Source organism: Streptomyces morookaense (genome assembly GCF_013030945.1).
GTDB lineage: Bacteria > Actinomycetota > Actinomycetes > Streptomycetales > Streptomycetaceae > Streptomyces > Streptomyces morookaensis.
Genome location: NZ_JABBXF010000012.1, coordinates 1 through 23,470 on the forward strand (window position 1 = coordinate 1; position 23,470 = coordinate 23,470).

Here is a 23,470-nt window from a genome sequence, read left to right on the forward strand (position 1 = left end):
ACGGGGCCCGCCGTCGCGGTCAGGGCCGTCGCGGGGCGGTGCCGGGACGGGGCCGCGGAGGCGGCCAGGGCCGCGCGGCCGACCGCGCGGGCGGCCAGACAGCGGTCGCCGACGGTGGCGGCGGCCGCCTCGTCCGCCCAGCGCTCCAGTTGGAAGGCGAGCGGCGCGCGCAGTGCGCGGAGGGCCGGGTGCAGGCATCCGGCGAGCTCCGCGCAGAGCAGCAGCAGGTGGTGGCGCCCGGCGAGGTGGGCGCGTTCGTGGGCCAGCAGCACCGCGCGCTCGTCGGCGTCCAGGCTGCGCAGCATCCCCGCGGTGACGACGACCCGGCCGGGCCGCCCGGGCAGGGCGTAGGCGTCCGCTGCGTCGTCGGGCAGCACCGTCAGGTCGCCCGCGCTGGAGCGGCCCGCCGCCTCCGCCCCGGCGCGCAGCAGCTGCCGGGCGTGGCGCAGGAGGGTGCGGGCGGTGTCCGCGGTCACCGCGAGGGCGGCCGCGGTCGCGGCCAGCCCGAGCGGGACGGCGAAGGCGGGGTCGTGCGGCAGCAGGGCCACCCTGACGTGGCCGAGCGCGGCCACGAACGGCAGGTGCAGCAACGCGGCGACGGTCAGCAGGGCCAGGGCCGCGGCGCCGAACGCCCCGAGAGCGGCCGCGGAGGCGGCCAGCAGCAGGGCCGCGGCGCGCGGCGGCAGCAGCGCCGCCAGCCTGCGGGCGGCGGGCACCGCGAGGAAGGGCGCGAGCAGCGGCGCCCACACGGCCCAGATCATCCCGGCTCCCCGGAGCCCCCGGCCCGGCGCAGCAGGTCGCGCAGGAGCGCCTCGTCGTCGGTGGAGAGCCGGGAGACGAAGCGGGCCAGCACGCCGGGCCGGTCCGCTCCCTTGTCGAGTTCGCTGTGCATGCGGTGGGCGGCGAGGGCCGCGTGGTCCTCGACGGCCGGGCTGTACGCGTAGGCGCGGCCGCTGCGGATACGCCGCACGGTTCCCTTGTCGTGGAGCCGGGCCAGGATCGTCGCCACCGTCGTGCGGGCCAGCGGGCCGCCGAGCGCCTGCTGGACCTCGGGCGGGGTCAGCGGGCCGTCGGCCGCCCAGAGTGCGGAGAGCACTGCGGCCTCGAGTTCGCCCGCCGGGCGGCGTATGGACTCGGTCACGGGAACCGCTCCCTCCCTGGAATCGTCTACAGTCACGTAGACCGTCTACGGGATTGTAGACAGTCGGGGCCCGTCCGGCCCTGTCCTCGATTATGGGAGGCCTCGCGCTCGTGCCCGCACCCCCCGTGGCCACCTTGGCCGTCAATGTCCTGGATGCGTCCTCGCTGCTGGCGGCCTTCGGGGCGCTCGGCATCGCCGTGGTCCTGTTCGCGGAGACGGGTCTGCTCGTCGGCTTCTTCCTGCCCGGCGACTCGCTGCTGTTCACCGCCGGCCTGCTGTGCCGGCCGGGAATCCACTCCGGTCCGCACCTGAACCTGCTGCAAGTGCTGGCCGCGGCCGTCGTCGGGGCGCTGGCCGGCGCCCAGTGCGGTTTCGTGCTCGGCCGGCGCGGCGGCAGGGCGCTGCTCTCCCGCTCCCGCAACAAGCGTCTGCACGAGGGCGTGGAGCGGGCCGAGGAACTGCTGGGCAGGTACGGACACGCCCGCGCGATCGTGCTGGCCCGGTTCGTGCCCGTGGTGCGCACCGTACTCAATCCGCTGGCCGGGGCACTCGGCATCCCTTCCCGTACGTTTGCGGTGTGGCAGATGGCCGGCGGTGCGGTCTGGACGGTCGGACTCGTCCTGGGCGGTTACGCGCTGGGCTCGGCCATCCCGAACGTGGACCGCTACCTGCTCCCCGTCGTCGGCCTCGTGGTGCTGCTGTCACTGCTGCCGGTCGGCATCGAGCTGCTGCGCGGCCGGCGCCGGGCAGCAGCCGCGGCGGCGTCGGCCGCCCCGGGGAGCACGGACGGACAGTAACGACAGAAATGACGGGAATGACTGCAACAACCATCGGCTTGGCGGCGGGCACTGCGCCTGCCTTCGACGGCTCGGGCATCGACGGCAGCCTCTACACGGACGTCACCGAAGAGGCCCGGCACGCTCCCGCGCTCCTGAACGACGTCATCTCCGCCTGGACCTCCTACGGCCTGGCCCTGTTCGCCGTGCTGATGCTCGTGGCCTGGTGGCGCGCGCGGCGGCAGGACGCTCCGGTGATGGCCCGGGCGCTGGCGGTGCCCGTGGTGGTGGTCGCCGTGTTCGGGGTGGACATGGTGCTGAAGTCGCTGGTGCAGGAGGACCGGCCGTGCCGGTCGCTGCCGGGCAGCTTCACGCTGGAGTCCTGCCCCGCACCGGGTGACTGGTCGTTCCCCAGCAACCACTCGGTGATCGCCTTCTCCGCGGCTGCGGCCCTGTGGATGATCGACCGCAGGCTCGGCGCGGTCGGGCTGCTCGCGGCGGTGGCGATGGGCTTCTCCCGGGTGTGGGTGGGTGCCCACTACCCGCACGACGTCCTCGCCGGTGCGCTGGTCGGCATCGTGCTGGCACCGATCCTGACGCTGCTGGCGACGCGTGCCGCGCCCTGGGTCGCGCGGGCGCGCAGCGGTCCGCTGCGGCCCTTGCTGACCGCCACGGCGTGAGACGTCTCCCGGCCACGGCAGCTCCGGCTGCCGTGGCCTTCGCATGCGCGGCCCTGGGGCTGGCCGTCCTGACGGTGTGGGTGACCGCCGCGCACGGCGCCCCGCCGGCCGTGGACACCGCCTTGCACCGTGCGGCGCTCACCCACCGGAGCGGCGCCGTGAGCACCGTGGCGAAGGCCCTCACCGCGACCGGCACGGGCGTCGTGCCCTGCCTGGTGGCGGCGGTTGCCGGTGGGATCGCGTGCCGGCCGCAATCCACTGCGCGACGCCGGGTGCTCATGATGTGCGCCGCGTCGGCCGTGCTGCTGCTCGGTCAACTGGTCCGCATCGGCATGCGGGACGCGGTCTCCCGGCCTCGGCCGCCCGCCGCCGACTGGGCCGCCGAGGCCTCCGGCGCGGCCTTCCCCTCCGGTCACGCCGCGACGAGCGCGCTCGCCGCGGGGCTGCTGGCCTGGGCGGTGCTGCGGGCGCTGCCGGGGAATGCGGGCCGGGCCGGCGCCGCGTGCTGCGTGCTGTGGACGGCCGGGGTGGGGGCCACGCGCGTGTACCTGGGTGTCCACTGGCCCACCGACGTGGCCGCCGGCTGGCTGTTCGCCGGCTGCTGGCTCGTACCGGCGCTGTGGTTCCTCACGCGCACGGTCGACCGGTGACGCACCTCCCGTGCCGGTGCAGTGCGTTCAGCACTGCAGCGGATAGGGCACCCGGTCGCCGACCGGGCCGGTGTTGCGGCACAGGTGGTAGCCCTGGTCGTGCAGGTCGCCGATGATGCCGGGCAGGGCGTCGGGGAAGTTGCTGAAGAGGTGGCCGAGGATGACGCCGTTGTGCTTCTCCTCGGGGGTGGCGTTGCGCACGTTGGTCCGGATGGCGTCCACGCTCGTGAAGCTGCCGCCCGGCTTCTCCCAGTCGTGGGTGTCGATGGTCCAGTTGCAGAGCCGGTAGCCCATGTCGGCGGCGATGTCCTGCTCACGCTCCCCGGCGTCCCCGTAGGGCGGGCGGAGCATGTTGCTGGGCAGACCGCCGGCGATCTCGTCCTTCAGGGCCTGCTCCGAGAGCGAGCTCAGCTTCGCGTGCGAGAAGGAGTGGTTGGCCACCCAGTGGCCCTGCTGCCGCAGGGTGGCGACGATCTGCGGGTACTTGGCGGCGAACTGGTTGATCAGGAAGAAGGCGGCACGGATGCCCTGCGACTGCAGCTGCGCCCCGACGCGCACGGCACGGTCCGGGTCGTTGTAGGGCCAGTCGTCCAGGGTGAGCAGGATCCGGTTGGAGGTGTTGCCGCAGCGTTCGCGGTCGTAGACGACGTCCGGCTCCACGGCGTTCTGGTCCGAGCCGTTGCGGGGGGCGTCGTCGGGACCGCCCGTCCTGCGTATGCCGGCCGCCCGCTGGGCGTTGCGCCCGCTGCAGGCGGCTCCCGGGCCCTTCTTGCTGCATTCCGGCGGCGGATCGTCCAGCGAGGCGGCCGCGAACGCGGAGCAGGTGACCAGCACGGTGACGGCGGCGGCCGACTTCACCGGCGGGCGCCGGCGGCGCCGGTGCCGTCCGCTGCCTCTCCGGAGGGCTGCACGGTATCCGGACATGCGCGACTCCTCACGGGTGACGGACCGCCAGAGGCACGGTCCGCACCGCACCCGGGGCGCCGGGGCACGGACGGGGCGCCGCGCCCGGGCGGACACACCGAGCAGATTGGGTGATCTTCGCCCCCACACTTCCGTCAGCCGGGGCCCCGCGCAACCGCGGGGCCGTCCATCGCTCGGCCGCCCGGGTGGCCTGTTCGGCGTGTCGGGTGACAAGGCGACAAATCGTCAGGCAGCGGTCTCCACGGGCGCGGCGGCGGGGATGTACACGAGGCCGTGGGCCCCGGCCTCGCCCTTGCGGTCGATGTCGAGGGTGGCGAGCACGCGCAGGTCCACCAGGTCGACCACGGTCACGGTCGAGGACAGCACGGCGGAGACGTAGGCGCGGGTGCCGTCCGGGGACGAGGTGGCCGAGAGCGGGAACCGGCCGACGGGGACCTGCCCGACGGGTTCGAGGGTGCCGGGCGCGAAGACGGTGAGCACGCCGTCGGTCTGCGCCCCCAGGACGCCGCCCTTCCCCGGCGCCATGCGCAGCTCGCCCGCGAGGAGCGCGCCGGTCGCCGTGGTGTGGACGGGGAAGACGATGCCCTCGGTGGGAATGATGCGGACGACCTCGGCGGCGGCGGTGTCGACGACCCGGATGCCCGGCTGCACGGCGGGCGGGGCGCCGAAGTCTCCCTTGGGGGCGGCGACGTAGACGTGGGCACCGTCCCGGGAGACGGCCAGTCCCTCGCTTCCTGCCACGGGGATCCGGCCGGCGAAGGCGTCGCGCTCCAGGTCCACGACGGAGACGAACGGCGCCTCCTTGTTCGTCGCGTACCCCCGGCGCCCGTCCGGGGTGACCGCGAACCAGTGCGGGCCGTCGGCCATGACCGGGATCCGGCCGATCCGCTGCCGGGTGCGGGTGTCGAAGACCAGCACGCCGCCGGGGGCGTCCGCGGTCGCCTCGACGCTGACGTAGAGCCGGCAGCGGGCGCGGTCGAGGGCGAGGCCGTGCGGTGCGTGGTCGGGGGCGGTGTCCAGGACGTCCACGACCGTGCGGGTGGCGACGTCGATGACGCTGACCTGCCGGGCCCGGCCCTCATGGGCGCCGTAGTAGCCGGAGACGTACGTACTGGCGCAGTAGAGCAGGCGCCGGTCCGGGTCGAAGCACAACTCGTGGGGATTGGAGGGCACTTCGACGACGTCCAGCCGCTGATGGGTGACGGCGTCGAAGAAGGTGACGGTCGGTCCGGTCTGGCTGACGACGGCCAGCAGGTCGCGGCCGGATGCGGAAGAGATGCCGCTCTGCGGCGTGTTGGGAGTCATGGACTCATCCTGGGCCGCATCGGGGCGTGACTCCAGTGCAATATGATCAAGCGAGGATTGCGCCGCACGCAAATGACGGGAGTGGGCCGTGATATGAACCGGCGTCACATCGGGGACTCGTCGGGGAACACCCGGGTGACGACCGTGCCGTCCCGGGTCACATGGCCGTGCACCATGCCCTGACTGCTGTACGGGGCCGCCAGCACGCCGCGGGCGTCCAGGGCGATGATCCCGCCCGTGCCGCCCAGTCGGGGCAGCCGTTCCATGACGACCTCGTACGCGGCCGAGGCCACGTCCCTGCCTCCGAACTCCATCAGGTGCACCACGGTCACGGCCGCCGCGCCGCGCAGAAAACCCTCGCCCTTGCCGGTGGCGCTGACGGCGGCCGTGCCGTCGTGCGCATACGTGCCGGCTCCGATGACGGGCGAATCCCCCACGCGGCCGGCCTGCTTGCCGGTCATGCCCCCGGTCGACGTCGCCGCGGCGAGGCCCCGCGCGCCGTCGAGGGCGACGGCGCCCACGGTGCCGGTGATGCCGTGCTCCGCCGCCCCGGCCCTGGCCTTCATCAGCTCGTCCCGGCGGCGCTGCGTCCGGAAGTGGTCCTGGGGCACGGGCGCCAGGCCGTTGCGCTCGGCGAACGCGTCGGCGCCGCGCCCCGCGAGCATCACATGCCCCGTCCGCTCCATCACCAGGCGGGCCGCGGAAACGGGGTTGCGCACATGCCGCACCCCCGCGACCGCCCCGGCGGCCAGGTCGGTGCCGCGCATGACGGAGGCGTCGAGTTCGTGCGCGGCGTCCTCGGTGAACACCGACCCGCAGCCCGCGTTGAACAGTTCGTCGTCCTCCAGCACGCGCACCGCCGCCTCGACGGCGTCCACGCTGCTGCCACCGCCGCTCAGCGCCTCGTAACCGGCCTGCAGGGCAGCGGCCAGTCCGGTGCGGTAGGCCTGTTCGGTCCGGGCGTCGGTGGTCCCGCGGCGCAGGGCGGTGCCCGCGCCTCCGTGCACGGCGAGGACGACATCACGGGCGCGGGGAAGGCGAGTTGACGCAGGGCGCATGCCTCGACCCTGGACACCGCGCGCCGCGGTGTCCATACGGCATTCGCGCCATGTGCGGGATCAGCGGGTGGTGTAACCGCCGTTGACGAAGAGGGTCTGCCCGTTGAGCCACCAGCCGTCGGTGAGCAGGAACTTCACGTACGGCACGATGTCCTCGATCTTGGTCAGTTCGCCGTTCATGGACGAGGACTTGTGGAACGCGACGGAGTCGTCGGTCTCGGCAGGGTAGAAGAACGAGGTGTCCATGGGGCCCGGCGCGATGTTGTTGACCGAGATGTTGCGGCCGAACAGCTCCTTGGACAGGGCGCGTGTGAAGTGCTCGACGGGCGCCTTGCTGCCCGCGTACACGGAGTAGAGGCCGGTGTAGGCGGCGAGCAGCGAGGTGACGATGGTGATGATCTTGCCGCCGTCCTCCAGCCGCTTGGCGGCCTCCTGCATCATGAAGTACGCGGCCTTGGAGTTGACCGCGAACATCCGGTCGTACTCCTCCTCGGTGACCTGCGTCATCGGCTTCTTGACGACCATGCCGGCCGTGTTCACCATGCAGTCGACCTTGTCGAAGGCGCCGACCGCCACCTCGAAGAGCCCTTCGACCTCGGACACCTTGGTCAGATCGGCCTCGTGGACGATGGCTTCGCCGCCCGCCGCCGCGACGGCCTCGGCGGTGCGCTGCGCGCCGTCCTTGGAGGACGGGCTGTTGTAGTGGACGACCACCTTGGCGCCGTCCGCCGCGACTTCCTTCGCGATGAGGCTGCCGAGGTTCCTCGATGCGCCGCCGATCACGACGACCTTGTCCTTGAGCGTGTGCGTGGGCATGTGCTCCTCCTCGAAGAGGGTGACGACGAGGGCAGGCCCACCCTATGAGCACATATCGGGATCCGCATGTTCACATGCGCGATGTCCGCATACGCGCCGGCGGGCGGACCCCACCGCCCGCCGGCCGCCCCCACCCTCCCGGGACGCGGAACACCCCTGGGGCCGTCTGCGGCACCCCCGAGCCGCATACACCTAGCGTAGCCAACCGATTACCTTGGGTGCATTCCACCGAAAGAGTGAGTTACCGAAGCGGAATCCGGCGCCGTGGCCGGATTCCGTCCCCCGCGCCGAACCCGGCTCAACCCACGAGCAGTTGGCGGTGTCCTCCTGTACCGGCACACCCACGTGCCACCGTGATCGGAGAGGCAGGACCGCACCGATGCGCAAACAGACCGCATACAGAGCCCTGGCCGCGGCAGTGGTGTCCGCAGCGCTCACCGCCACCACCCTGACCGCGACGGCCTCGGCCGCACCGGCCGGCCCGCACGACGCCACCCAGGCCGCGATGGACGCCCAGGTCCGGGCCGGCGTACCCGGAGTCCTGGGCGGGGCCCGGGACGGCCGGGACGTCTGGCACGGCTCCTCCGGGGTCGCCGACCTCACCACGCACCGCCCGCGCCTCGCCCACGACCGGTTCCGGATCGGCAGCATCAGCAAGGCGTTCACCTCGACCGTCCTGCTGCAGCTGGAGAGCGAGGGCCGGATCGGTCTCGACGACACCGTCGAGCACTGGCTGCCGGGCGTCGTCCACGGCAACGGCCACGACGGCAGCCGGATCACCGTCCGGCAGGTCCTGAACCACACCAGCGGGATCTACAACTACACCGAGGATCCCGCCATGCTCGCCCGGCTCTCGACGGACTTCCTGCGGCACCGCTACGACACCACCACGCCACGGCAGTTGGTGGACATCGCCATGACCCACGCGCCGTATGCCCCGCCCGGCGAGACGTGGCACTACTCCAACACCAACTACATCCTGGCCGGAATGATCGTCGAAAAGGTGACCGGCCGCTCCTACGCCACCGAGATCCGCGAGCGCATCATCGGCCCCCTGCACCTGAACGCCACCACGCTCCCCGGCACCTCGCCCCGGATGCCCGGCCCGCACGGCCGGGCCTACAGCAAGCTCGAGGACACGAAGCCCGACGCGAAGATCTACGACGTGACCGAGCTGAACCCCTCCTGGGGCGGGGCCGCGGGTGAGATCATCTCCACCACCGACGACCTCAACCGCTTCTACCACGCGCTGTTCGGCGGCAGGCTGCTGCCGGAGCAGCAGCAGAAGGAGCTCATGACCACCGTGCCCACGGACGAGAAGAACACCGGGCACTACGGGCTCGGCGTCGCCTCCGTCACGCTCCCCTGCGGGAAGGACCTCTGGTTCCACGACGGCGGCATCCACGGCTCGCTCTCCGTGGCCGCCTCCACCGCGGACGGCCGGCACACCGCCGCGTTCAACTTCAACGACGACTGGACGGGTGACAGCACCGGCATGGTCCTGGCCGAGTACTGCGGCACGGCGAAGCCGGCCGACGGCGGCGCGGCGCGCAGCACCCTGACCCGGCTCGCCGCACTGCGCTGACCCGCAGCGGCGCCACGGGCCGGCGGGCATCCCCGCCCGCCGGTCCTGTCCATGTGTAATCGGATGAGCGACGGTCCAGACTCTCTGGGCAGAGTGTTGCGGAGGAGCCGGTATGCAGAGAGCACAGCGGGAGCGGGCGGAGTCGGCGGCACGGCAGGAGGCCGCCCAGCTCACCGCGCAGAACGTGCACGGCGTCGCCCTCACATGGGTCGACAACTCGGGCCTGACGCGCGTCAAGGCCGTCCCCGTCTCCCGGCTCGCGCACACCGCCCGGTGGGGCGTGGGCATGTCGCCGGTCTTCGACGTGTACCTCACCGACGACACCTCCGTCATGAGCCCCCACATCGGCGGCCCCGACGGCGACCTGCGGCTCTTCCCCGACCTGGACCGGCTCACCCTGCTGGCCGGACAGCCGGGCTGGGCCTGGGCGCCCGTCGACCGGTACGAGCAGGACGGCCGCCCGTACGCCGCCTGCCAGCGGCAGTTCGCGCGCCGGATGACCGACCGCGCGGCGGAGCGCGGGCTGCGGCTGAGCATGGGCTTCGAGACCGAGTGGGTCGTCACCCGCACCGGTGCCCCGGGCCCCGCACCCGCCTACGCGGGCACCGGGCCCGCCTACGGCATGGCGCGGATGGTGGAGCTCTCGGACTACCTGCGCGACCTGCTCGAAACCCTCGCGGCCCAGAGCGTGGACGTGCTGCAGCTCCATCCCGAGTACTCCCCCGGGCAGTTCGAGGTCTCGGTCGCCCCCGCCGACCCGGTGGGCGCGGCCGATCTCGTGGTGCTCGTCCGCGAGACGATCCGCGCGGTGTCCGCCCGGCACGGGCTGGACGCCGGGTTCGCGCCCGTGGTGGAGGTGGGCAAGGTCGGCAACGGCGCACATCTGCACCTCAGTCTCTGGGAGGACGGCCGGAACCTGTGCCGGGGCGGGGACGGCCCGTACGGCATGACGAAGGTGTGCGAGTCCTTCCTCGCCGGGGTGCTCGCCGAACTGCCCGCCCTCATGCTCCTCGGGGCGCCGTCGCCCGCCAGCCACCTGCGGCTCGAACCGTCCCGCTGGGCAGGGGCGTTCCAGTGCTGGGGACTGGAGAACCGCGAGGCCGCCCTCCGCTTCATCACCGGCGCCCCGGACCACGCCACGGGCGCCAACGCCGAGGTCAAGTGCTTCGACGCCGCCGCCAACCCGTACCTGGTGACCGGCGCCGTGACAGCCGCCGGGCTCGCCGGCATGGACGCGGCGCTGACGCTCCCGCCGCCCGTCGTGGGCGACCCCGTCACCGCCACGGGACAGTTGCGCCTGCCGGCCACACCGGACGAGGCGCTGGAGCACTTCGAACGCTCGTCACTGCTGCGCGAGACCCTGGGCGAACCGCTGTTCCAGGCCATCCTCGCCGTGCGCCGGGCGGAGGCCGAACAGTACGCCGGCGCCGCCCCGCAGGACATCGCCGACGCCGTCCTCCGGCGGTACTGAGATGACCCCACCCCGACTGTCCCTGGTGGACCAGCACTGCCACAGCGTGCTCCGCGACGACCCCACCGCGGACTCCTTCGCCGCGCACCTGACCGAGTCCGACGCGCCTCCCGCGCCCGGCACGAGCCACCTCGACACCCAGCTCGGTTTCGCGGTGCGCCGCTGGTGCCCGCCCCTGCTCGGCCTCGAACCGCACTGCCCGCCCGGCCATTACCTCGACCGCAGGCGGGAGTTGGGTGCCGACGAGGTCAACCGACGGCTGCTGGGAAGCACCGGGATCACCGACTACCTGCTGGACACCGGTCTGGACGGCGGCCTGCTGGACCTGCCCGGGTTCGCGGCCGCCTGCGGCGGCGCCGTCCATGAGATCGTCCGGCTGGAGAGGCTGGCGGAGCACGCCGCCGACACGGCCGGCAGTGCGGAGGCCCTGGCCGACGGTCTGGCCGGCGCCGTCCGGGAGGCGGCCCGTACCGCCGTCGGCTTCAAGTCCATCGCCGCGTACCGCCACGGCCTCGACCTCGACCCCGCGGCCCCGTCCCGCGCCGAGGTCCGCGCAGCGGCCGGCCGCTGGCTCGACGGCCGTCCGCCTGGCGGCCGCCTGACCGACCCCGTCCTGCTGCGGCATCTGCTGTGGTCGGCCGCGGAGACCGGACTGCCGCTCCAGCTGCACACCGGCTTCGGCGACCCCGACCTGCGGCTGCACCGCTGCGACCCGCTGCTGCTCACCGACTTCATCCGGGCCGTGCGCCCCACGGGCTGCTCCGTGGTGCTCCTGCACGGGTACCCGTACCTGCGCAGTGCCGGATACCTCGCCCACGCGTACCCGCACGTGTACGCCGACATCGGGCTGTCCCTGAGCTACACCGGGGCCCGGGCGGGCGCGGTCCTGGCCGAGGCGCTGGAGCTGACGCCCTTCGGCAAGCTGCTGTTCTCCACCGACGCCCACGGCCTGCCCGAACTGTTCGTCGTCGGCACCGAGCTCTTCCGCCGCGGGCTGACCGGCCTGCTGGCCGAGTGGACGGCCGAGGGCGCCTGGTCCGCGGCCGACGCCGAGCGGGTGGCGGCCATGGCCGGCGGCGGCAACGCCCGGCGCCTGTACGGCCTGGACGGCTGACGGACGCGTCCCGGCGTTCGGACGCACCCCGGCGTTCGGGTGAACCTTCCGCCGAACGGCCCTGCCCGGCCGCCGCCCGCCCGTAGCGTCACGGCGGACCGGGCAGCGGAGCGGCAGCCGAGGAGAGCCATGCGACGTCCCATCCGGGCCCTGGAGGCCCTGGCCCTCGCCGGGCTGCTCACCGCCGTCACCCCCGCGGGCGCCCGTGCGGCCGACGGCACGTTCGTCTACCACACCGGGCAGGGCACCGAACGGCACACCCTCGGCGACCCGGTGGACGGCCGCTGCTACCCGGTCGGCGAGGCGACCGGCGTCACCGGCAACGAGACCGGCCACGACGCCTACCTGTACGACACGGAGGGCTGCCGCGGCGCCGCCGCGTACTTCCCGTCCCGCTGGTACGGGTACGAGACCTTTCGCAGCGTCATGTTCGTGTCCCGGTGCGCGGACCGCACGCCGGTCGTGCGCGCCCGCACCGGGTTCTCCTGAAATCGCACTACCCCTTTCGCTACTCTGGTCGGCCGAGCCGCCTACGCGGAAGGGATGGACCCATGAGCACTGGCCGGCCGTGGAGCATCGAGCGCATCCGCGAGGCCCTCGGCAGCCCCGATCTCGCCCGGCGCTTCACCGACGAGATCGGCAGCGCGCCTGCGCACCGGGTGCTGGCCGTGTTCGCGAAGTGGCAGGGCATCGCCGAGCGCACCCTGGCCGCGGTCGAGCGCGGCCGGCAGGCCGCCGCGGCCGAGGCGGCGGGGCGCGAGGTGCCCGGGGAGTGGATCGACATCACCCGGAAGGTGCAGGAGGAAGCTGCGCTGAATCGCTCCCGCGGAGCGGCCTGCGGCTGACACCCTGGGACGGTGTACGCGCTCAAGTACGATGCGACGATAGCTGCCGTCTGGGACGCGCTGCCGCAGCCCGTGAGCGAGCAGCTGAACGACGGTCTCGCGGCGGCCTGCGAGGATCCGCTGACGGCAACCGTCCCGTACGGCGAGGACGACGGGATCATGCGCATGCTCGTCCTGGACGAGGTCTTCGTCGTCATCTATCTGGGGCATCAGACGAAGACGCTGCACATCTACCAGATCGATTATCTCGGCTGACCCTTCTCCAGGAAGAGCGTCAACACCTCGACGGCCCGGTCGAGTTCGTCCTCGGTGGTGTAGTAGTGCGGCGAGAACCGCACCAGCGGGTGCACGCCGCGGTCCTCCGTGTCGAACTGGGCGTGCCCGGGCACCGTGGTGCTCACGTTGATCCCGTGCCGGGTGAGGGCGGTGGCGACGTCCGCGGTGGGGATGCCGTCGACCTTGGCGGTGACGATCGCGCACCGTTCGCTGCCCAGGTCGTGCGTGGTCACGCGGGGCACGGCGGCGAGCCGGCGGCGCAGGTGTTCGCCGAGGGCGGCGGTGCGCCGGCCGATGTCGTCCAGTCCGAGCCGCAGTGCCTGGTGGACGGCGCTGCCCAGTCCGAGGACGTTGGCGCAGCTCATCTCCCAGGTGCCGAACCGCCGGGCGCCGCGGTGCCAGGTGAAGCCCCGGGCGCCGTCCCAGGCGGCGGAGCCGATCTCGGCGACGTGCGGGGCGAGGTGTTCGAGCATCTCCGTGCGCACCCACAGGAATCCGGTGCCGCGCGGGCCGCGGAGGAACTTGCGGCCGGTGGCGGCCAGCATGTCGCAGCCGATCTCGCGGACGTCGACGGGGAACTGGCCCACCGACTGCGTGGCGTCGAGCAGGAACGGCACCCCGGCCCGGCGGGTGATCTCGCCGATGGCGGCGGCCGGGTTGACCAGGCCGCCGCCGGTGGGCACATGGGTGACGCCGACGAGCTTCACCCTGTCGTCCATGAGGGCGGCCAGCGCGGCGGTGTCCAGGGCGCCGGAGGGGTCGTTGGGGACCACCACGACCTCGGCCCCGGTGTGCTGCGCGGTCCGGAGGTAGGCCAGCACGTTGCTGCCGTACTCGGCGCGGCCGGTGAGGATCCGGTCGCCGGGGCCGAAGGAGAGGGCGCAGAAGGCGGCCTGCCAGGCGTGGGTGGCGTTGTCGAAGAGCGCGACCTCATCGGGGCGCCCGCCGAGGAGGGCCGCGATGTCCTCGTACACCGCCTCGACGGCCCGCTGTTCCTGGGCGGCGGCCTGGTATCCGCCGATGCGGGCCTCGAGTTCGAGGTGGGAGACGACGGTCTCCAGCGTCGGGCGGGAGAGCAGGCCGCTGCCCGCGTTGTCGAGGTGTACGCGGTGGGCGCAGCCGGGGGTGTCACGGCGCAGGGCGGCGATGTCCATGGACCGACCATGCCGGGCGCTCCGCGGGGGCGACACATCGACGCGCCGCCGGTTGCGGCACGTGGCGCCCCGTAAGGGGCGCTGGGGGCACATCTGGGGGCACCTCTGGGGGGAGGAACTGCGCGACCAGCCACTGACGGCCCGCAGTCGACGCTCCACCCCGGGTCCGGGGCGAAGCCCCGAGGGGTGGCACTGATACCACCCCCGGAACGGATACTGGCGGGATCGATCGGGAGTCCCCCGGACGGAAGGATCGGTGTTGCAACCGAAACCGTCCCAGGAGGACCGATGTTGAAGATCCGGAAGTCTCGGCGTACCGCTGCCGTCGTGTCGGGCGTGGCCATGGCAGCCGTGACGGCCGCCGTCCTTCCGGCGTCCGCGGCACTCGCCCGCACGCCCGCCGGCCCCGACGCTCCCTCCGTGCCCTCGCGCTATGCGTCCCAGAAGCTGGACTGGCAGTCCTGCGGCCAGGGTCTGGAGTGCGCCTCGATGGCCGTCCCGCGCGACTGGCACCACCCGGACGCGGGCCCGGACATCACCGTCAAGGTCTCCCGGCACCGGGCGGACGACCCGGCCAAGCGGCGCGGCGTGCTGATGATGGCGGCCGGCGGGCCCGGCGGCACGGGTCTGATGCGGCCCGCGGGCTTCGTCAAGGGCGCGCCCGCCCTGGGCGCCGCCTACGACGTGGTGAGCTTCGACCAGCGCGGCGTCGGGGAGAGCACCAAGGCGACCTGCCAGACGGACGAGGAGTTCAAGGACTTCTTCGCCGGCGACTTCCGCGACCGGTCGCCCGAGGACATACAGCGGGTCCTGAACAACTCCCGCAAATTCGTGAACGACTGCGAGCAGCGCAGCGACGGGCTGCTGCCGTATCTGACCACCGAGCAGACGGCCCGCGACATGGACCTCTTCCGCTCCCTGCTCGGCGAAAAGAAGATCTCCTACTACGGGCCCTCCTACGCCACGATGATCGGCGCCTACTACGCGACCCTCTACCCGCAGCACGTCGAACGCGCCGTCCTGGACAGCAACATAGCCTTCCAGGGCACTTGGGAGGAGTTCGACAAGGGCCAGCCCGCGAGCTTCCAGCGCCGCTTCGAGCAGGACTTCCTGCCGTGGCTGGCCAAGTACGACGACGTGTACCACTACGGGCGGACGGCCGCCGAGGCCAAGGCGAAGTGGGAGCAGCGGCGGCAGGCGCTGCACGACCACCCCCTGACGGTGGGATCCCTGACGCTGGGCCCCAACCAGTTCGACAACGGCACGATCCAGGCGATGTACTCGGCCGACGACGGCTTCCCCGCGCTGGCCTCGTCGCTCGCCGCCCTCGACCACTGGGACACCGCGAACGCGGGCGAACAGAAGCTGGTGGCAAAGCTGTTCGGTTCGTACCTCAACCCCGGGTTCCTCGCCGAGTACTTCTCGGTGACCTGCAACGACACCCCGTGGACGAAGAACGAGCGGTACTGGGTCGACCTCAGCGCCAAGGACACGAAGAACCTGCCGCTCATGGGCGCACGTTCGCTCGCCTTCGCCTCGGTGTGCGCGTACTGGCCCACGTCGCACGCGCCCGAGGTGAAGGTCACCGGCAAGGGGCTGCCCACCACGCTGATGCTCAACTCGGTGCACGACCCGGCCACCTACTACGAGGGCGCGGTGCGGGCCCACCGCGCGCTGCGCAACTCCCGTCTGGTGACGGTCACCGGCGGCGGCGACCACGGCCAGTTCCTCGACAAGAACGCCTGTGTGGACGGCATCGTCGACGACTACCTCCTCGACGGCAAGGCCCCGGCGCACGACACCACCTGTGAGACCAAGCCGCTGCCCGTTCCCGCGGGCGCGGCGGCGAAGTAGCCGGGCCCCGGCCCGAGGAGGCGGCCCCCGCACCGTATCCGGTGCGGGGGCCGCCTCGTTGACTTGGGCAGGCGGCGGGAGGGCCGGACATGCGCATCCAGATCATCACGGCGGGCACCACGGGGTCCGTCGCTCCGTACACCGGTCTCGGCCACCGACTGGTGGCCGAGGGGCACGACGTGGAGATCGCCACGCATCCGAAGTTCGCGCCGATGGTGACGTGCTGCGGCAGGCTGCGGATGCGTCCGCTGGAGGCGGACCCGTTCGAGGAACTGATGGGTGCGCACAGCCGGTTCCGGGGCGCGCAGCGCTCGCCGGGCGCGGTGCTCCGGCTCGCCCGGGCGACCGAGCGGGCCGCGCTGGCGCTGGTCGACGGCATTCTCGCGGCGGCGAATCCGAAGGCCGACGTGTTCCTGCTGTCGACGCTGGCCGCGCCGATCGGCCGGGTGGTGGCGCAGTACCACTCGGTGCCGAGCATGGGCGTCTTCCTCCAGCCGGACGTGCCCACGTCCGCGTTCCCGCCGTGCACGGCCGCCTGGCGGCCGCCGGGGTACGGCAACAGGCTGCGCGGGCGCGCCGCCAACGCCCTGCTGGACGCCCTGTATTCCGCCGCCCACCGCAATCTGCACGCCCGGCTCGGGCTGGCGCATCGCAGCGGTCACCGGCTGCGGCAGGAGCGGGAGCGCGGCCGGTGGCCCATCTGGCACGGGTACAGCCCGTCGGTCGTCCCCCGCCCCGCGGACTGGCGGCCCGGGCTGAAGGTCGCCGGCTACTGGTGGCCGCACGAGTGCCCGGGCTGGGAACCGCCGCAGCAGGTCGCGGACTTCCTGGCGGCCGGTCCGCCCCCGGTGTTCATCGGCTTCGGCAGCATGATGCCCGGCGATCCCCGGCGGCTCGGCGCCATCGCGTCGGGGGCGCTGCGCAAGGCCGGGCTGCGGGGCATCGTGCAGTCCGGCTGGGCCGGGCTGTCGGTGCAGGGGGACGACGTCCTCACGGTCGGCGCGCTGCCGCACGGCTGGCTGATGCCGCGCACGGCCGCCGTGGTGCACCACGCGGGTGCCGGGACGACGGCGGCGGGCCTGCGGGCGGGGGTGCCGGCGGTGCCGGTGCCGGTGTTCACGGACCAGCCGTGGTGGGCCGCGCGGCTGACCAGGCTGGGCGTGAGCCCGGGGGCGCTGCCGTACGAGCAGCTGACGGCCGGCCGGCTGGCCGAGGCGCTGCGGCGGGTGACGTCCGAACCCCGGTTCGCCCGGCGGGCGGTGGAGCTGGCCGGCCGGCTGGGCCGGGAGGACGGGGCGGGGGCCGTCGCCCGGGCCGTCGCGGAGACGGCCCGGTGACGGAGCACGGGCTGTCGGGCCCACGGTCGCGCGGCAGCCGGAGTACCGCGAGACGAGGAGACCCGTGAGACCCCATGCCCAGCCGCCCGCCCTCGCCGCAACCGGTGCCGCGCGGCAGTCCGCGGTGGACATGCCGCCGCTGGACGCCTGGCTGTTCCGGCACCAGAGCAGCGGTGCGATCTGTATGACAGCCGGCCTGCTGGCCTGGTTCGAGGGGCCGCCGCCGACGCCGGCCGAGCTGCGGGACCGGGTGCGGCAACGCTGGGCGGTGCACGAACGGTTGTGCCTGACGGGCGTCGACTCCCCCGCGTGGCCGCAGTGGACGCCGGGCCCGGCGTGGGATCCCGCGCATCACGTGGCCGGCCACGACACCTCCCCCGCCGCGCTGAAGACGCTCGCGGCCCAGCTGCTCGCCCATCCCCTGGGCCCGGCCCGGCCGCCCTGGCAGCTGCATCTGCTGCCCGCCGACGGCGGGTTCGCCCTCTTCCTCCTCGCCCATCACGCCCTGCTCGACGGGGTGTCGCTGGTCACGCTGCTGCGCGCCCTGCTCGATGCCCCGGCGGCCGTGCCCCGGCCGCGCTCCGCGGACGGCGCGGCGCCCCTCCTGCCGTCCCGGCTGGACCGGCTGCGGGCGGTGGCGGACGTGCTGCCACGGGCGCGGCCCCTGCCCTTCCACGGTCCGGTGGACGCGCGGCGCGCGGTGTCGTGGAGCCGGGTGCCGGTGTCCGAACTGAGCGCCGCGCGCGATGCGCTGGGCTCCGGGCGGGCCTCGGCCAATGCGGTCTTCCTGGCCGCGGCGGCGGGTGCGCTGCGCACCGCGGGGCTGACCGGGCGGCTGTCCGGGCTGCCGGGTGTGTGTGCGATGGTGCCGGTCGACGTCCGGGACGGCTCCGGGCCGGTGGTGCTGGGCAACCACTACGCGACGGTCCGGGTGCCGCTCCCGGCGGGCGGGGACGCGCGGCGGCGGCTCGCCGCCGTGGACGGTTTCACCCGGCGCGCGGCGCTCAAGCAGCGGGCGCAGGCGCAGGCGCGGCTGGTGGCGTCCCGGCCGCGGCGGCACGGCCGCTTCGACGCCCTGCTCGGCCGTTATGCCGACTCCCCGTACTTCTCCTCGCTGTTGTGCACCAGCGCGGCCAGCTATGCGGGCCGGCTGACGCTGGGGCCCGCGCGGTTCACCGCGCTCGCGGGGCTGCCCCCGCTGAGCCCCGGTCATCCCCTGGCGGTGTCGATGCTGCTGCACGACGAGACCGCGGTCGTGACGGTCGTCACCGATCACGGTCACCGTCACCTGGCGGCGCGGCTGCCCGGTCTCATCCGGGAGGAAATCGATGCACTGCGCGGCTGAGCCGGACGTCCGTTCCCCGAAAACCCGGGCTGCGGGCGGCACATGGGCAGTAACGTCAAGCCACCGGCTCTCGTTCCCCCTGGTGAATCCCCCCACGAACGGAGACCGGCCGTGACGACGCGCACCGCACTCTTGGAAGAGGTCATCCCGCTCACCCTCCACGGTTACGCGTACAGCGGCCGCATCGTCCACCGGCCGGATGCCAGAGTGGCGCCCATCGTCCTGGTGGGCGGGGCCTTCCAGCACCAGAACGGGTGGGGCCGGGTGGAGCGGGCCTTCCTGGAGGCGGCCAGCGTGATCACCGTGGACCTGCCGGGCTGGGGCAGCGCGGACCGGCTGCCCGCGCGGTACGGGTTCGACTTCCTGGCCGAGGCGCTCGACCAGCTGCTGTCGAAGGTGGCGCCGGGCCCGGTGAACGTCCTCGGCACGTCGTACGGCAGTGCGGTGGCCCATCAGTGGGCGTGCGAACACCCGGGCCGGGCCGAGCGGGTGGCGCTCGTGGGCACCATGGCGCATCTGACGGACCATGCGCGGGCGCGGGTGTCGCACCTGCTGCGGCTGGCGGAGCACGGCAGCCGGGCGGAGTTCGTCAACAGTGTGCTGCACACGATGGTGTGCTTCTCGCCGCGTGCCACGGTGCTGCGCCGGCCCACCGTCGTCCGGTGCCTGACCCGTGCGCTGAACGAGCTCACCGCGGACGACGTCGCGAAATACCGTGACAACACGCTGCGGTTGCTGATGCACGCGGAGCTCCCCCGCGGCCGCGCGGTGCGTGCCCCGGTCCTCGTGGCGACCGGCGAGCACGATCCGCTGACCACGCCGGCGCTGAGCCGGGAGGCCGCGACCCGGTGCCCGGACGTCCGGTTCACCACGCTCAAGGACGCGGACCACCTCGTCCATCTCGAACGGCCCACGGAGATCGTGGATCTGCTGATCCGCTTCTTCTCCGGCGAGTCCCTCGCCGGGCTCGACTACTGCCACCCGGTGGAGCACCTGCGGCAGCCGTCGGGCGGGACGCTGCCCTCCCCCCGTCCCTCGCACGGCAGTTGAGCGCCCGGCCCTCCGCGAGGAGGGCCGGGCTCCGCCGGTTTCCCGTGCGCGTCAGTCCTCGTGCGCCGAGGCGGGCAGCCGGCGCAGCTTCAGTGCCGTACGGGTGCGGAAGGCGTAGTCCAGCATCCTGGCGGCATCCGGGAAGCGGCTCGTCCGGTCGTTGAGGACGACACCGACGACCTCGCGGCCGGAGCGCTTCGCCGCGAACACCAGGCAGGGGCCCGCGGAGCCGGTCGAGCCGGTCTTGACGCCGATCACCCCGTCGTAGGAGCCGAGCAGCTTGTTGGTGTTGTACCAGGTGTAGAGGCGGTTGACGTTCTTCGCCTTCTGCTCGCTGCGCATGGACCGCACGACCTCGGCGAAGGTCCGGTTGCCGAGTGCGTGCCGGGAGAGCACGGCCAGGTCGCGCGGGGAGGCGACATTGCCGCCGTGCGAGGAGTTGCCGTCGAAGGAGTCGAACCGGGTGTGGTGCAGGCCGAGTTCGCGTGCCTTCTCGTTCATCCGGGCGATGAACGACTCGGTGCGGTCCGTCTCGGTGTCGCCGGTGCCGAAGGTGTCGGCGAGGGCATAGGCGGCGTCGCAGCCGGAGGGCAGCATCAGGCCGTAGAGCAACTGCCGCACGGTGAGCTTGTCGCCGGTGCGCAGGTCGGCCGTGCTGGCCTGGGTGCGGGCCACGTAGTCGCGGTAGGACTGCTGGATGGTGACCTGCCGGTCCAGCTCCCCGGCGTGGTCGTCGAGGACCACGACCGCGGTCATGATCTTGGTGGTGCTGGCCATCGGCCGCTCGGTGTCGGCCTCCTTGCCCCACAGCTGTCCGGCCTTGCTGTCCAGCAGGTACGCGCCCTTGGCGTTGATCCCGGCCGGGCCGTCCGCGGCTCCGGCGGTCGCCGTCGGGAGGGCGACGGCGACGACCGCCGTCGACGCGGTCAGTGCCGCTCCCCAGCGGCGGACCGCACTTCCCCCACGTCGTTCCATTGAGTCTCCCGAATTCCTCGTGCATTGGCATGAGTTGAGGGACCGCATGGTTGCACCCGGTGCCGGTCGGGGAGAAATTCCGGCCACTAAAGAGTGAAAGAGGCTCATCTGAATGCGGAGAGAATACGGAGATGCCCGCACCTCGCGGTACGGGCATCTGCGGTGCTGCGCTGCGGGGTTCAGCCCTGGCAGACGCCGCGCTCGTAGTCGAAGGTGGCCGTCGCCTTGGCGTACGTCCACTCGGGGTCGAGCAGCTTGGACTGCAGCTGCTTGGCGGCGTCCTGGTTCTCGACGACGTAGCCGAAGTCCTGCAGCCACGACGGGTAGAGGTTCTTGGAGCCGATGTAGAAGGCGGAGCCGTCCACGGAGACCAGCTTGTGGTGCAGGCGATAGGGCTTGCCGTCGGCCCACTTGGGGCTGTCGGCGCTGCGGAACGTCCCGAGCTGGAGAGTGGAGCACATGGCCGCCTTGGCCTTCTCCTGGCTGCCGGTGACGAGGGCGAGGCGGTTGCGCAGGGTGTCGCTGACCTCGCTCAGTGACTTGATCTGCGAGTAGCCGCCGCTGCCGACCGCGCCGCGGTTGGCGGGGTCGCTCACGACGATGCGCACCTTCACACCGGCGGCCATCTTGGCGGCGATGGCGTCGTAGAGGCGGACGTCGTAGCGGGCGATGGGCGGGCAGGTGGCGTTGAGGTCCTGCTGGGAGATCTCGACGTGGTCGGTCGCACTGGCCACCAGGGCGCGCAGGGCGCTCTCCTCGGGGTTGACCGTGTCGTAGTCGCGGTCGGCGTTGGTGCTGTCGTGCACGCCGACGACGCACTTGGTGTCCGTGGCGGTGGGCAGGTCGGGGCTGAACGCCGAGGAGGCGTCCTTGTCCTTGATGCCGATGCCCAGGCCGCCGACGGCGATGACGGGGACGTTGCCGGCCGGCTTGGGGGCAGCGGGGTTGGCGTCCTTCTCCATGGTGGGCATGCAGTCGCCGTTGGAGCCGGTGAACCAGACGCTGGCCACGTTGCTCTTGTTCCGGCACGTCCACGTCCAGAGCGTGTCCAGGTAGCGGCCGGCCGAGGCGGCGCCGGGGCCGCTCAGGGCGAGGTCGACGTCGGACACCGGACTGGCAGTGTCGATGTAGTCGCCCTTCCACCCGTTGATGCCACCGGCGATCACCGACTCCCCGTCGGTGACGAGGAGTTTGGAGTGGTTCCAGGAGAAGCCGGTCTTCGAGGTGGTCATCGACGCGACGTTGAGCGTGAGGCTGTCGTACGCCTTGCCGAGCCGCTTCTTGAGGTCGTCCCGGTAGGACGAGGGCAGCACGTTGAGGTGGTAGACGGGGGCGGCGCCGACCATCACCCGGACCTTGGGCTTGTTCCCGGCCTCGACCGAGGCCTTCAGGCCGGCGGCTATCGCGTCCTGGAACGCGCCGTCGGGGAAGGGCGCGAGGGTGGAGATGTCCACCGTGCGCTTCGCCTTGGAGATGTTCTCCGTCATCCTGGCGAGCAGCCTCTTCGTGCCCGGCCGGTCGGCGCACGACGCATCGCCCCAGCACTCCGGGGTCTGCAGCAGCCAGCCCGCGGGGTCCCCGTCGGGGGCATCCAGCTTGTTGCCGTCGGTGCGCTCCCACACGGTGCCCTCGAGACCGGGCGAGACCTGACGCAGCGTCTGCTCGATGGAGTCGAGATGCGGCGCGGCCGAGCTGTCGGCGAACGCGGGGGCCGCGGGCAGCACGGCGAGGACGACGGCCGTGGCCGTCGCGCTGCGCGCGAGACGGCGGGAACGGCGCGGGGTGTTGCGGGCCAAGATGCTTCCTTTTTGAACGAAGTTGGCGAGAACCGGTCGCTTTGCGGCCATGTAGTGATCATCTTGCCGGAAGGAACCGTTCAGCGGCTAGTGCCTCACCATGCACCAGTTCCGGCCAGCGACATTCCGGCCGCCACCCGTACATCTCACGTATGACATGCCGCTGCCGCACCAGTCCCCAGAGGTACGGCGGACGGTCTCGGAGACGGATGACCCGCCCACACCCCTGGCCATAGCTTCGTGATCGACGGTCACGAAGAGAGGCACTGCATGTACGGCAAGGCATTCGCTCCCGAATACCGCGGCGCTCTGGGGGAGCTCTCGGTCAACTCCTCGCTGGAGGAGGTGCTGGAGAAGGCACTGGAGCAACGCGCCCGGGCCGAACAGGACGGCAGCGCCCTGGAGTCGGCGCACGCCGGGCTCGCCGTGGCCGAGGCGAGCCGGCGGCTCGGCCGGGTGGCCGAGGCCGAGGACGCCTGGCGGAAGAGCTACCGGGCGGCGCGCCGGGCCGGGGACGAGGGCGCCATGGCGTGGGCGGTGTGGAGCGGCGGCACACTGGCCCGGCAGCGGGGCGCGCTCGCCCTCGCCCGGCGCCTGCTGGCCCTGGCCGCCGAACTGGCCGAGCGCGGCGGGGACATCGTGGCCCGCGGCTACTCGCTCGCCGGGCTCGCCGAGACCGGCCGCATCCAGGGCGACTACCGGGCCGTCGGCGAACTGCACGAGAAGCTGCTCGCCGAGGCCCGGCGGCGCGGCGAGGCCCGGCACACCGTGTGGGCGCTGGAGGGCATCGCGCAGATGCACCGCAACACCGGCTCGTACGACACCGCCCTGGCCATGTTCGAGGAGGCGGCCGCGATAGCGGAGCAGTCCGACGACGCCCGCGGACACGCCTGGGCGCTGCGGGGCATAGCCGACGTGGTGTCCCTGCGCGGCGAGACGGAGCGTGCCCTGGAGCTGCTCTCCCGCGCCGAGCGCACCTGCCGGGAGATGCGGCTGGTCAGTGCACTGGCCTACAACCACAAGATGCGCGGCAACGTGCTCTTCCGGGCCGGCCGCCACGAGGAGGCGCGCGACTGCTACAGCGGCGCGCTGGAGGAGTTCCGGGCCATGGGCGAGCCCCGGGGCGAGGCGCTCGCCCGGCTCGGCCTGGTCAAGTCCCTCGCGCGGCTGGGCCGGGACGGTGCGGAGACCGCGGCCGAGCTCGACGAACTCTCGCACACGCTCGGCGGGTTCGGGCTGCAGCACGCACGCGAGATGGTCGACAAGGCGCGCGCCGAGCTGGGACTCGTGACCGCCGGTGCGGGGACGGCGGCCTGAG

23 protein-coding genes are annotated in these 23,470 nt (G+C 72.9%); 14 read left to right on the forward strand and 9 right to left on the reverse strand.

Annotation, left to right across the window (positions count from 1 at the left end; translation table 11 throughout):
- Together HG542_RS06770 and HG542_RS06775 are read right to left on the reverse strand one after the other, a co-directional pair.
- Positions 1-761 (reverse strand): M56 family metallopeptidase (locus HG542_RS06770; RefSeq protein ID WP_171079155.1); only part of this gene is annotated, 761 nt, incomplete at its 3' end.
- Positions 758-1,141 carry a BlaI/MecI/CopY family transcriptional regulator gene (locus HG542_RS06775; protein ID WP_171079156.1) on the reverse strand — a complete coding sequence of 128 codons (384 nt, stop codon included), beginning with the start codon at positions 1,139-1,141 and terminating at the stop codon, positions 758-760. The genes HG542_RS06770 and HG542_RS06775, both read right to left, overlap by 4 nt.
- Before the next feature lie 92 nt (positions 1,142-1,233).
- Between HG542_RS06775 and HG542_RS06780 the strand changes: the two genes are divergently transcribed.
- Genes HG542_RS06780 through HG542_RS35925 form a run of 3 tightly spaced genes read left to right on the forward strand, consistent with a single transcriptional unit; the run spans position 1,234 to position 3,247 of the window.
- A complete protein-coding gene (locus tag HG542_RS06780; RefSeq protein ID WP_171079157.1) occupies positions 1,234-1,938 on the forward strand; it encodes a DedA family protein in 705 nt (234 codons plus the stop codon).
- Between the two features lie 17 nt (positions 1,939-1,955).
- Positions 1,956-2,597 carry a phosphatase PAP2 family protein gene (locus HG542_RS06785; RefSeq protein WP_171079158.1) on the forward strand — a complete coding sequence of 214 codons (642 nt, stop codon included), beginning with the start codon at positions 1,956-1,958 and terminating at the stop codon, positions 2,595-2,597.
- Entirely contained in the window at positions 2,594-3,247 is a 654-nt protein-coding gene (locus HG542_RS35925; RefSeq protein WP_171079159.1) for a phosphatase PAP2 family protein, read from the forward strand. Before HG542_RS06785 ends, HG542_RS35925 begins: the two co-directional genes overlap by 4 nt.
- 27 nt (positions 3,248-3,274) lie before the next feature.
- On the opposite strand, the gene HG542_RS06795 is transcribed toward HG542_RS35925, so the two are convergent.
- The 4 genes from HG542_RS06795 to HG542_RS06810 all read right to left on the reverse strand — a co-directional run bounded on the left by HG542_RS06795 (position 3,275) and on the right by HG542_RS06810 (position 7,350).
- Positions 3,275-4,171 carry a polysaccharide deacetylase family protein gene (locus HG542_RS06795; RefSeq protein ID WP_171079160.1) on the reverse strand — a complete coding sequence of 299 codons (897 nt, stop codon included), beginning with the start codon at positions 4,169-4,171 and terminating at the stop codon, positions 3,275-3,277.
- 225 nt (positions 4,172-4,396) lie between these two features.
- A complete protein-coding gene (locus HG542_RS06800) occupies positions 4,397-5,476 on the reverse strand; it encodes a YncE family protein (protein ID WP_171079161.1) in 1,080 nt (359 codons plus the stop codon).
- Positions 5,477-5,580: 104 nt separating this feature from the next.
- On the reverse strand, positions 5,581-6,534 hold the full coding sequence (locus HG542_RS06805; protein ID WP_171079162.1) for an isoaspartyl peptidase/L-asparaginase family protein: 954 nt from the start codon (positions 6,532-6,534) through the stop codon (positions 5,581-5,583).
- A 60-nt stretch (positions 6,535-6,594) separates the two neighbouring features.
- A complete protein-coding gene (locus HG542_RS06810; RefSeq protein WP_171079163.1) occupies positions 6,595-7,350 on the reverse strand; it encodes an SDR family oxidoreductase in 756 nt (251 codons plus the stop codon).
- 379 nt (positions 7,351-7,729) lie between these two features.
- Between HG542_RS06810 and HG542_RS06815 the strand changes: the two genes are divergently transcribed.
- From HG542_RS06815 to HG542_RS06840, 6 genes are all read left to right on the forward strand, one after another.
- Positions 7,730-8,935: a serine hydrolase domain-containing protein gene (locus HG542_RS06815; RefSeq protein ID WP_171079164.1), complete on the forward strand. Its 1,206-nt coding sequence runs from the start codon at positions 7,730-7,732 to the stop codon at positions 8,933-8,935.
- 112 nt (positions 8,936-9,047) lie between these two features.
- Positions 9,048-10,406 carry a type I glutamate--ammonia ligase gene (locus HG542_RS06820; RefSeq protein WP_171079165.1) on the forward strand — a complete coding sequence of 453 codons (1,359 nt, stop codon included), beginning with the start codon at positions 9,048-9,050 and terminating at the stop codon, positions 10,404-10,406.
- A 1-nt stretch (position 10,407) separates the two neighbouring features.
- The gene (locus HG542_RS06825; RefSeq protein WP_171079166.1) at positions 10,408-11,520 is read left to right on the forward strand and encodes an amidohydrolase family protein; all 1,113 of its coding nucleotides are present in this window, start codon (positions 10,408-10,410) and stop codon (positions 11,518-11,520) included.
- 129 nt (positions 11,521-11,649) lie between these two features.
- On the forward strand, positions 11,650-12,009 hold the full coding sequence (locus tag HG542_RS06830) for a hypothetical protein (RefSeq protein WP_171079167.1): 360 nt from the start codon (positions 11,650-11,652) through the stop codon (positions 12,007-12,009).
- Between the two features lie 62 nt (positions 12,010-12,071).
- A complete protein-coding gene (locus tag HG542_RS06835) occupies positions 12,072-12,365 on the forward strand; it encodes a hypothetical protein (protein WP_171079168.1) in 294 nt (97 codons plus the stop codon).
- Between the two features lie 12 nt (positions 12,366-12,377).
- Entirely contained in the window at positions 12,378-12,620 is a 243-nt protein-coding gene (locus HG542_RS06840; RefSeq protein ID WP_171079169.1) for a hypothetical protein, read from the forward strand.
- On the opposite strand, the gene HG542_RS06845 is transcribed toward HG542_RS06840, so the two are convergent.
- Positions 12,608-13,795 (reverse strand): aminotransferase class V-fold PLP-dependent enzyme, encoded by a 1,188-nt coding sequence (locus HG542_RS06845; RefSeq protein WP_171079170.1) that lies wholly within the window; start codon positions 13,793-13,795, stop codon positions 12,608-12,610. The genes HG542_RS06840 and HG542_RS06845 overlap by 13 nt on opposite strands.
- 288 nt (positions 13,796-14,083) lie before the next feature.
- Here HG542_RS06845 and HG542_RS06850 point away from each other — a divergent pair, with 288 nt between their 5' ends.
- The 4 genes from HG542_RS06850 to HG542_RS06865 all read left to right on the forward strand — a co-directional run bounded on the left by HG542_RS06850 (position 14,084) and on the right by HG542_RS06865 (position 19,381).
- Positions 14,084-15,649 carry an alpha/beta hydrolase gene (locus tag HG542_RS06850; RefSeq protein ID WP_171079171.1) on the forward strand — a complete coding sequence of 522 codons (1,566 nt, stop codon included), beginning with the start codon at positions 14,084-14,086 and terminating at the stop codon, positions 15,647-15,649.
- Positions 15,650-15,738: 89 nt separating this feature from the next.
- Complete coding sequence (locus HG542_RS06855; protein WP_171079172.1) at positions 15,739-16,986, forward strand: glycosyltransferase; 1,248 nt, start codon at positions 15,739-15,741, stop codon at positions 16,984-16,986.
- Between the two features lie 64 nt (positions 16,987-17,050).
- On the forward strand, positions 17,051-18,331 hold the full coding sequence (locus HG542_RS06860; protein ID WP_171079173.1) for a wax ester/triacylglycerol synthase domain-containing protein: 1,281 nt from the start codon (positions 17,051-17,053) through the stop codon (positions 18,329-18,331).
- Positions 18,332-18,442: 111 nt separating this feature from the next.
- Positions 18,443-19,381 (forward strand): alpha/beta fold hydrolase, encoded by a 939-nt coding sequence (locus HG542_RS06865; protein WP_218039008.1) that lies wholly within the window; start codon positions 18,443-18,445, stop codon positions 19,379-19,381.
- A gap of 51 nt (positions 19,382-19,432) precedes the next feature.
- Here the strand turns inward: HG542_RS06865 and HG542_RS06870 are convergent, their stop codons facing one another.
- Together HG542_RS06870 and HG542_RS06875 are read right to left on the reverse strand one after the other, a co-directional pair.
- Positions 19,433-20,356 (reverse strand): D-alanyl-D-alanine carboxypeptidase family protein, encoded by a 924-nt coding sequence (locus tag HG542_RS06870; protein ID WP_171079175.1) that lies wholly within the window; start codon positions 20,354-20,356, stop codon positions 19,433-19,435.
- A gap of 179 nt (positions 20,357-20,535) precedes the next feature.
- A complete protein-coding gene (locus HG542_RS06875; protein ID WP_229922591.1) occupies positions 20,536-22,152 on the reverse strand; it encodes a phospholipase D-like domain-containing protein in 1,617 nt (538 codons plus the stop codon).
- Between the two features lie 270 nt (positions 22,153-22,422).
- Here HG542_RS06875 and HG542_RS06880 point away from each other — a divergent pair, with 270 nt between their 5' ends.
- Positions 22,423-23,469 (forward strand): tetratricopeptide repeat protein, encoded by a 1,047-nt coding sequence (locus HG542_RS06880; protein ID WP_171079177.1) that lies wholly within the window; start codon positions 22,423-22,425, stop codon positions 23,467-23,469.
- Position 23,470: the final 1 nt, after the last annotated feature.